Annotated in this window: 3 protein-coding genes; 1 reads left to right on the forward strand and 2 read right to left on the reverse strand. The window is 75.6% G+C overall.

Translation table 11 applies throughout. The features are described from left to right. The gene (locus tag F1615_RS35250; protein ID WP_280118924.1) at positions 1-4,986 is read left to right on the forward strand and encodes a type I polyketide synthase; all 4,986 of its coding nucleotides are present in this window, start codon (positions 1-3) and stop codon (positions 4,984-4,986) included. Positions 4,987-5,103: 117 nt separating this feature from the next. Here the strand turns inward: F1615_RS35250 and F1615_RS35255 are convergent, their stop codons facing one another. After that, a complete protein-coding gene (locus tag F1615_RS35255; RefSeq protein WP_244328977.1) occupies positions 5,104-6,138 on the reverse strand; it encodes a ketoacyl-ACP synthase III family protein in 1,035 nt (344 codons plus the stop codon). Then, the coding region (locus tag F1615_RS35260; protein WP_149553114.1) for a type I polyketide synthase at positions 6,128-8,871 on the reverse strand (2,744 nt) is incomplete at its 5' end. The genes F1615_RS35255 and F1615_RS35260, both read right to left, overlap by 11 nt.

The raw sequence follows: 8,871 nt of genomic DNA on the forward strand, positions 1-8,871 counted from the left end.
GTGGACTGGGGCCGGGGTGCGGTGGAGCTGGTGACGGAGGCGCGGGACTGGCCGGTGGTGGGGGAGCGTCCGCGGCGTGCGGGTGTGTCGTCCTTCGGTATCAGCGGCACCAACGCGCATGTGGTGCTGGAGGCCGTACCCGACGAGCCCGAGCCGGAGGCCGGGCCGGGGTCCGACACGGCCGCCTGGAGCGGCCCGGTGCCCTGGGTCCTGTCCGCCCGCAGCCGCGACGCCCTGCGCGCCCAGGCCACCCGACTCCTCGACCACGTCACCACGCACCCCGGGGTGCGGCCCGTCGACACCGCGCTGGCGCTGGCGACCACCCGGACGCCGTTCGCCCACCGGGCCGTCCTCGTCGGCGCCGACCCGGAGGGGCTCACCGCACGGCTGCGGGCCCTGGCCGACGGCACGCCGCTGCCCGGCACGGTCACCGGCACCGCCCGCCCGGGCGGCCGGACGGCATTCCTGTTCACCGGACAGGGCGCCCAGCATTCCGGCATGGGACGCGAACTGCACGCCGACTTCTCCGTGTTCGCCGACACCTTCGACGCCGTGTGCGAGCGGGTGCCGGGACTGCGTGAGGCGGTGCGGGGCGACGACACCGACCTGCTGAACCGCACCGAACACGCCCAGCCCGCACTGTTCGCCTTCGAGGTGGCGCTGTACCGCCTGCTGGAGTCCTGGGGAGTGCGGCCCGACCTCGTCGCCGGGCACTCCGTCGGCGAGATCGCCGCCGCCCACGTGGCGGGCGTGTTCTCCCTCGACGACGCCTGCGCCCTGGTCGCCGCCCGCGGCCGGCTCATGCAGGCACTCCCGGCCGGCGGCGCGATGGCGTCGGTCCGGGCCGGTGAGGGCGAGGTGCTGCCCCTGCTGGCGGGCCGCGAGCACGAGGTCGGCGTCGCCGCCGTCAACGGCCCCCTCGCGACCGTCGTCTCGGGCACCGAGGCCGCCGTCACGGAGATCTGCGAGCACTTCTCGGCGGCGGGACGACGCACCACACGGCTGCGGGTCAGCCACGCCTTCCACTCGCCGCTGATGGACCCGGTGCTCGACGACTTCCGTGCCGTGGCCGCCGGCATCACCTACGCCGAGCCGGCACTGACCCTCGTCTCCGGCCGGACCGGCGAGACCGCCCCGCCCGGCCTGCTCACCGACCCCGAGTACTGGGTGCGGCACGTACGCGAACCGGTCAGGTTCCACGACTGCGTCGCACGGCTGCACGATCTCGGCGCCCGCCGCTTCCTCGAGGTCGGGCCCGACGGCCCGCTCACCGCGCTCGCCGACGCCGTGCTCACCGAGCGGGAACCGTCGTCCGCACCCACGGACGAGTCCGTGCTCGTGGCGGCCGCCCTGCGGGACAGGCCCGGGACGGAGCAGCTCCTGACGGCCGTCGGCACCCTCTTCGCGCACGGCGCCGCACCCGACTGGGCGGCGCTCCTGCCCGGCGCCCGCGTCGTGCCGCTGCCCACCTACGCCTTCCAGCGGCAGCGCTACTGGCTGCCGACCGCGGCCCCGGCCGGCGACCCGGAGGCCGCCGGACTGCGCACCGCCGAGCACCCGTTCCTCGGCGCCGAGGTCACCCGGGCGGGCTCCGACGACCTGCTGTTCACCGGGCGTCTTTCGCTGCGCAGCCACCCCTGGCTCGCCGACCACACCGTCCTCGGCCAGGTCATCCTGCCCGCCACCGGCCACCTCGACCTCGCCGTGCACATCGGCGACCGCACCGGCTGCGGCCACCTGAGCGAACTCACCCTGCTCAGCCCGCTCGTCGTGCCCGCCGACGGCGCCGTCCGCATCCAGGTCACCGTCGACGGCGCCGACGACGACGGCCGCCGCGCCTTCACCGTGTGGTCCCGGCCCGACGGGGACGACGGCGACTGGCAGCGGCACGCCCAGGGCGTCCTGGTCCCCCAGGCGCCGCCCGTCCCGGCCGACGACCTGGCGGCCTGGCCCCCGCCGGGCGCCCGCGTCGTCTCCACCGAGGACCCCTACGCCGCCTTCGCCGCCGCGGGATTCGTCTACGGGCCCAGCTTCCGCGGCCTGGGCACCGTGTGGGAGCGAGGCGACGAGGTGTACGCCGAGGTCACCCTGCCGGAGCCGTACCGGCAGGACGCCGCACGGCACGCGCTGCACCCCGCCCTGCTCGACGCGGCCGTGCAGACGCTGCTGGTCCGCCGCCCCGGCCCGCTGGACGACGGGACCGCTGCGCCCATGCTGCCGTTCGCCTGGTCCGGACTGACCCTGCACGCCACCGGCGCGACCGCGCTGCGGGTGCGCCTCACCCCGGCGGGCCACGACCACGGCTACCGGGTGCTGGTCACCGACACCACGGGCCGGCCCGTCGCCACCGCGGACGCGATCACCCTGCGGACCGTGTCCGCCACCCCCGCCACCGGCCCGGGCCGGCCCGAACTGCTGCGCCTCGACTGGCGTGAGGCCGGCCCCGCCCCCGAGGCGCCGCGTCCGCGCACGGTGCGCTGGATCGTCCTCGGCGACGGCGACGACCGGGTGGCCGCCGCCCTCGACGCGGCGGGGGTCCACCTCGAGTCGTATGCCGACCTCGAGGCCCTCGGCAAGGCCGTCGACACCGGTATGACCATGCCCGACGTGGTCCTCGTCGCCCCCGGGCCGCACCCCTCCGGCGAGCCCGCACCGCCCGAGCGGGTACGCGGACGGCTGGCCCGCGCCCACGAGCTGATGTGCGGCTGGCTCGCCGACGAGCGGTACGCCGCGTCCCGGCTGGTGTTCCTGACCCGCTCCGCGGTCACCGCGGGCCGGGACGCCGGGACCGACGCCGGCGGCGTGCCCGACGTGGCCGGTGCCGCCCTGTGGGGCATGGTCCGCTCCGGCCAGGCCGAACACCCCGGCCGTTTCCAGCTGGTGGACCTGGCGCACGACGCGGGGGACGGCGACGACCTCGCCCTGCTCGCCGCGGTCGCCTCCGGACGGCCGCACAGCGCGGTCCGCGACGGCCGTGTCCTGCACCCCGACGCCGCGCCCGCCGCGGCCGGCGACGCCCCCGCCCTCGCGGACGGCACCGTACTCGTCACCGGTGCCACCGGCACCCTCGGCCGGGCCGTCGCCCGCCACCTCGTCACCCGGCACGGCGTACGCTCCCTGCTGCTGGCCGGCCGGCGCGGACCCGCGGCCGACGGCGCGGACACCCTCGTCACCGAGCTGACCGAACTCGGCGCCCGGGTGCACCTGGAGGCTTGTGACGTCGCCGAACGCGCCGACGTGCGAAAGCTGTTGGGCCGGCTGCCCGACGAGCTGCCGCTGACCGGAGTCGTCCACGCGGCCGGCGTCACCGACGACGCCGTCCTCACCGCCCTCGACGGCGAGCGCTTCGACACCGTGCTGCGGCCCAAGGCCGACGGAGCCTGGCACCTGCACGATCTCACCGCCCACCTGCGGCCGGCGGCGTTCGTGCTGTTCTCCTCCGCCGCGGGCACCTTCGGCGCCCCGGGCCAGGCCAACTACGCCGCCGCGAACGCCTTCCTCGACGGTCTCGCCGCGCTGCGGCACTCCACCGGACTGCCCGCGGCGTCCGTCGCCTGGGGCCTGTGGGACGACGACAGCGGCATCACCGGCCGCCTGTCCCACGCCGACCGCGGCCGGCTGGCCCGCGGCGGTCTGCGGCCCCTGGCCACCGAGGACGCCCTCGCCCTGCTGGACGACGCGCTGGCCACGACCGACGCCGCGGTGATCGCCGTCGCCACCGGCTCCGGCCGCTCCGGCGTCCGGGCGATGCTGCGGCCCGCCGCCCCGCCGGTCACCCGCAGGGCCGCGGCCGGCGCCCCCACGGCCGCCGCGGCACCCCTGCTCGCCGGACGCACCCCCGAGGAGGGCCGGGCCCTGCTGCTCGGCCTGGTGCGCGAACTGGCCGCCACCGTCCTCGGACACGCCGGCCCGGACGAGGTGGAGCCCGACCGGCTCTTCACCGAGCAGGGCTTCGACTCCCTCACGGTCGTCGAACTGCGCAACCACCTCGCCACCGCCACCGGCCTGAAACTCGCCCCGACCCTGCTGTTCGACCACGCGACCCCCGAGGCGCTCGCCACGCACCTGCACGGCAGGCTCGGTGAACCGTCCGCCCCGGAGGGCGGCCGGGAGCGCGGCGCGGCGGCCGGTGCCGGGCCACGCGCCGGGGACACCATCGGCGGCCTGTTCAAGCAGGCCTGCCTGGACGGCCGGGTCGACGACGGCTTCACACTCCTCCAGGCGGCGGCGGAGCTGCGCCCCACCTTCACCTCGCCGGACGAACTGACCACCGTCCCCGGGGCGATCCGGCTCTCGGCCGGTGCCACCGCGGCCCCGCTGGTCTGCTTCAGTTCCTACGTGGCCCTCGCCGGTGTCCACCAGTACGCCCGGTTCGCCTCCGCCTTCCGCGGCCGGCGCGACGTGTGGGCCCTGCCCACTCAGGGCTTCGGCTCCGGAGAGGCACTGCCCGCCACCTTCGACGCCGTCACCGACCTGCACGCCGACGCCGTGCGCCGCACCGTGGGCGACACCCCGGCGGTCCTGCTCGGTTCGTCCTCCGGCGGCGTCCTCGCCCTGGCCACGGCCCGGCGGATGCAGGAACGCGGAGCCGCACCGGCCGCCGTCGTCCTGCTCGACACCTACATGCCGCGGGCCGACTCCCCGTTCCTGCGGTTCTCCCAGCAGATGCTGGGCGGCATGTTCGACCGGGAGTCCCTGTTCGCGCACATGGACTCCGACCGGCTCACGGCGATGAGCTGGTACGTGGCGATGATCGGTGAGTGGGAGCCGGGTCCGCTGGACTGCCCGGTCCTCCTGGTGCGTTCCACCGAGCCCCCGGTGCCCGCGGAGCCCGGCGAGGAGATGCGGCCCGAGGAGTGGCAGACGTCCTGGGACCGGGCACACACCGTGCTCGACGTCCCCGGCAACCACTTCACCATGATGGAGGACCACGCCCGCTCCACCGCCGAGGCGACCGACGGCTGGCTCACCTCCCGAGGCGCCTGACCGGGACCCGGCCCGCACCAAGGGCCCTGCCCCTCGTCCGAGGGGCAGGGCCCTTGTCCTTGCCGGCGTGCCGTGTGCGGAGGTGCGAGGGGGTCCGGTCGACCCGGCGTCAGGGCGTCAGACCGCCCAGGCGGGAAGGTCGAGCACGGTGACGACACAGGCCGTGGACATCCATCCCGGTCCCTGCGAGACCAGCAGCACGTGGTCGCCGGGCGCCACCTCACGGGTGCGCACCAGATGCTCCAGCGTGATGAACACGTCGGTGCCGCCCACGTGGCCGATGCCCTTGCCGAAGCTCCAGGTGGACCGGTCCATGGGCAGACCGAGCGGCATCATGACCGAGTACTCGACCATGCGGCCGTCCATGTTGATCGGGACCACCCTGGCGATGTCGCCGGCGTTCAGGTCGGCGCTCACGAGCGCCCGGCGGACGACACCCAGGTTGAACAGGGTGAGCTTCTCGAGGGTCTCCGAGAGCGGCGTCTCGGTCTCGCTGTACCGCGTCGCCCGCTCGGCCATGTCCCCGTCGTCGGTCCGCTCCCCGCCCGGCAGCAGGGAGCCGTCACCGCGGTGCCACCGCTCGAGCTCCGGAAGGATGCCGGAGCTCAGCGACCTGACCTGCGCGAAGCCCTCGTCCGCACTGATCAGGGCGGAGGCGCCGCCGTCCGAGAGGAAGTAGGCCTGTCCGAGCCCCGAGTAACGGTTCAGGTCCGGCGCGGTGAAGTTCTCGCCGGACGTGAGCAGCACGGCCTCCGCCCGCGCCGCACCGGTGATCTGGCCGACGGCCACCTCCAGGGCGCCCAGCATGCCGTTGCAGCCCTGACGCAGGTACAGCGAGGTGGCCGGCTCCAGCTCCAGTTCCCGCAGGACGTATCCGGGAGGGTACGAACCCTGCGGACCCTGGTAGTGCACGGCGCTGTGTATGTGGCTCGTGATGGACTCCGGGTCGAGCTTCGACCGGGCCAGGGTGGTGCGTGCGGCGGAGATCGCGAGTTCGACGGCCGGGACGTCATGGGCGAGATGGGTCCCGGTCAGCCCGTTCGCGTCCACGACGTCCTGGCCGATCAGACCTTGGGCCACGGCCCGCTCTACGGGCTCGAACTCGTGCAGCACCACCCCGAGCGAGTCGATGAACACGTTCTCAATTCTCATCCTGGGACCTTCCGTTGTCGTCGAGGGGTGAGGCGGCCGGGGCGAGCAGCTGCTCGATCAGATGCCGGGCGAGATCCAGCGGCGTCTCGAAGTCGAACACCACACCCGCCGGCAGCCGCAGCCCGGTCGCCTCGACGAGCGCCGTACGCAGCCGCAGTGCGGTGAGCGAGTCGAACCCGAGGTCCTTCAGCCGGGCGTCCTCGGCCACGCCGCCCGGCGCGGTGTGGCCGAGGACCGCACCCGCCCGCTCCCGCACCAGGCCGGTCACGGCGGTCTCCCGTTCCTCCGCGCTCATCGCCGCCAGGCGGTGCGGGAGATCGTCCTTCACCTCCGGGGTGTCCTGCGCCATGCGGCGCGCGGGGACCGGCACGAGGGACCGCATGACGGCAGGCAGGGCGCCGGACCGGGCGTCGTCGGCCAGTCCGGCGAAGTCCAGGCCGGACGCCACGACGAGACCGCGCCCGGCCGCCCACGCCGCGTCGAAGAGTCCGAGGCCCTCGCCGGTGCCGAGCGGACGCGTCCCGGGCAGGGCCGTCGGCTGCCGGTGTCTCGTGGCGGAACCCGACAGACGGCTCGCCTCGGCCCACAGGCCCCAGGCGATCGACGTCGCCGGCACGCCCCGGGAACGCACGTGGTGGGCGAACGCGTCCAGGAACGTGTTGGCCGCCGCGTAGTTGGCCTGACCGGGGCCGCCCATGATGCCGGCGGCGGAGGAGTACAGCACGAACTGCTCCACCCCCGCCCCCCGGACCAGGTCGTACAGGTGCACGGCCGCGTCCACCTTGGGACGCAGCACCCCGGTCAGCCGCTCGGCCGTCAGGGAGGGGAGGATGCCGTCGTCCACCGCGCCGGCGGTGTGGACCACGGCGCCGATCCGCCGGCCGTCGAGCAGCGCGGCCAGGGCGTCGCGGTCCGTCACGTCGCAGGCCGCCACCCGGACCCGGGCGCCGAGTGCGGACAGCTCCGCCTCCAGGGCGGCCGCACCCGGGGCGTCCAGCCCCTGACGGCTCGTCAGCAGCAGGTCGGACACACCATGCTCGGTCACCAGATGCCGGGCGACCGCGGAACCCAGTGTTCCCGTGCCACCTGTCACCAGGACGGTGCTGTCCGGGCCGACGGTGAGCGCCGGGAGGGCACCGGCGGGGGCGAGGCGGGTCATCCGCGGCACCCGGGCGGTCCGCCCGCGCAGCGCCCACTGCGGTTCCGCGGAGGACATCACGCGGTCCAGGGCGCGCCAGGTGGGCTTGGCGATGTCGGTGTCGACGAGCACGAAGCGGCCCGGGTACTCCGACTGCGCGCTGCGGACGAGCCCCCAGACGGCGGCCACCGCCAGGTCCACCGGCGACGCGTCGTCGGGGCCGGCCACCGCCGGAACGGCACCACGCGTGAGGAACACCAGCCGGGAGCGGTCGTACGCGGGCGTCGTCACCCAGGCGCGGGCCGTCTCCAGGGCCCGGGCCGTCGTGGCGTGCACGGCGTCCACCAGTTCCCGGCCGGACAGCTCACCCGCCTCCCGCAGGAAGGGCGCCACGACGACATCGGGGACGGCACGGCCGGCCTCCACCGCGGCGGTCAGCGCCGCCAGGTCGGGGTACGCCTCCGCGTACCGTCCCGCCGTCATCAGCGACGACCGCGCCCGCGCGGGATCCTCTCCCACGATGGCCCAGGCCGTGCCGGTGTCCGCGGTGAGGTGCCGCGTGCCCGTCTCGGTCCACTCGATGCCGAACAGACTGTCCTGCTGCGCCACGCCCGTGGCTCTGAGCACGCCGTGCGGGACCGGCTCCGGACGCAGGCACGCCGTCGACAGGACGGGGCTGCCGGTCGCGTCGGCGGCGGCCAGCGCCACGGAACCGTCGGGGCGGGGGGAGATCCGGGCGCGGAGGACGGAGGCACCGGACGCGTACAGCGAGACCTCCTGCCAGACTCCCGCCCGCCGGAGAGGGGCGGCCTCGGGCAGGACACCCTTGACGCCCACCAGACCGAGGAGGGCCCCGGCCGGCACCGGGTGCAGCCCGAACCGGCGGGCCTCCTCGCGCAGCTCGTCCGGCAGGGCGATCTCCGCGAACAGCTCGGTGCCGCGGCGCCACACACCGCGCACGGCGGCGTGCACGGGAGCGCCGCCCACGGCCAGTTCGGATCCGGGCACCGCGGTGGCGTCCGCGGGCGGCCAGGCCTCCAGGTCCCAGTCCGGCCGGTCCGCCGCGACGGCCAGCTCGCCCGTCGCGTGGCAGATCCACGGCAGGCCCAGAACCTCCTCGGAGCGCCGGGAGTGCACGGACACCGTGCGTGCGCCGGACCCGGTGCCCTCACCGACGGTGACGCGGATCTGGAGGGAGCCGGACGCCGGCGTCACCAGCGGCGCCTGCGGCGTCAGGGTGAGCAGCCGGCCGAGGCCCAGCTGCTCACCGGCCGCGAGGGCCAGCTCGGCGAGCAGCCAGTCGAGGTCCGGTCGTGCAGCGCCCGGGTGCTCGCCCGCCAGCCACGGGTGCGCCCCGGCCGAGAGACGGCCGGTGAAGACCACGGTCTCGGTGCCGGGCAGTTCCACGGCCGTCCCCAGGAGCGGGTGCGAGGCGGCGACCGTACCCAGCCCGGACGTCCCGCGCGCGGTGCTCGCGGACGGGGTGAGCCAGTGGTGGGTGCCTTGGAAGGGGTAGGTGGGGAGGTCGGGGTGGATGGTTCCGGGGGTTGGGCGCAGGGGGATGCCGTTGGTGTAGGCGGTGGCGGCGGAGTGGG

The sequence above is a fragment of the Streptomyces marokkonensis genome (assembly GCF_008312835.1).
Classification (GTDB): Bacteria; Actinomycetota; Actinomycetes; order Streptomycetales; family Streptomycetaceae; genus Streptomyces; species Streptomyces marokkonensis_A.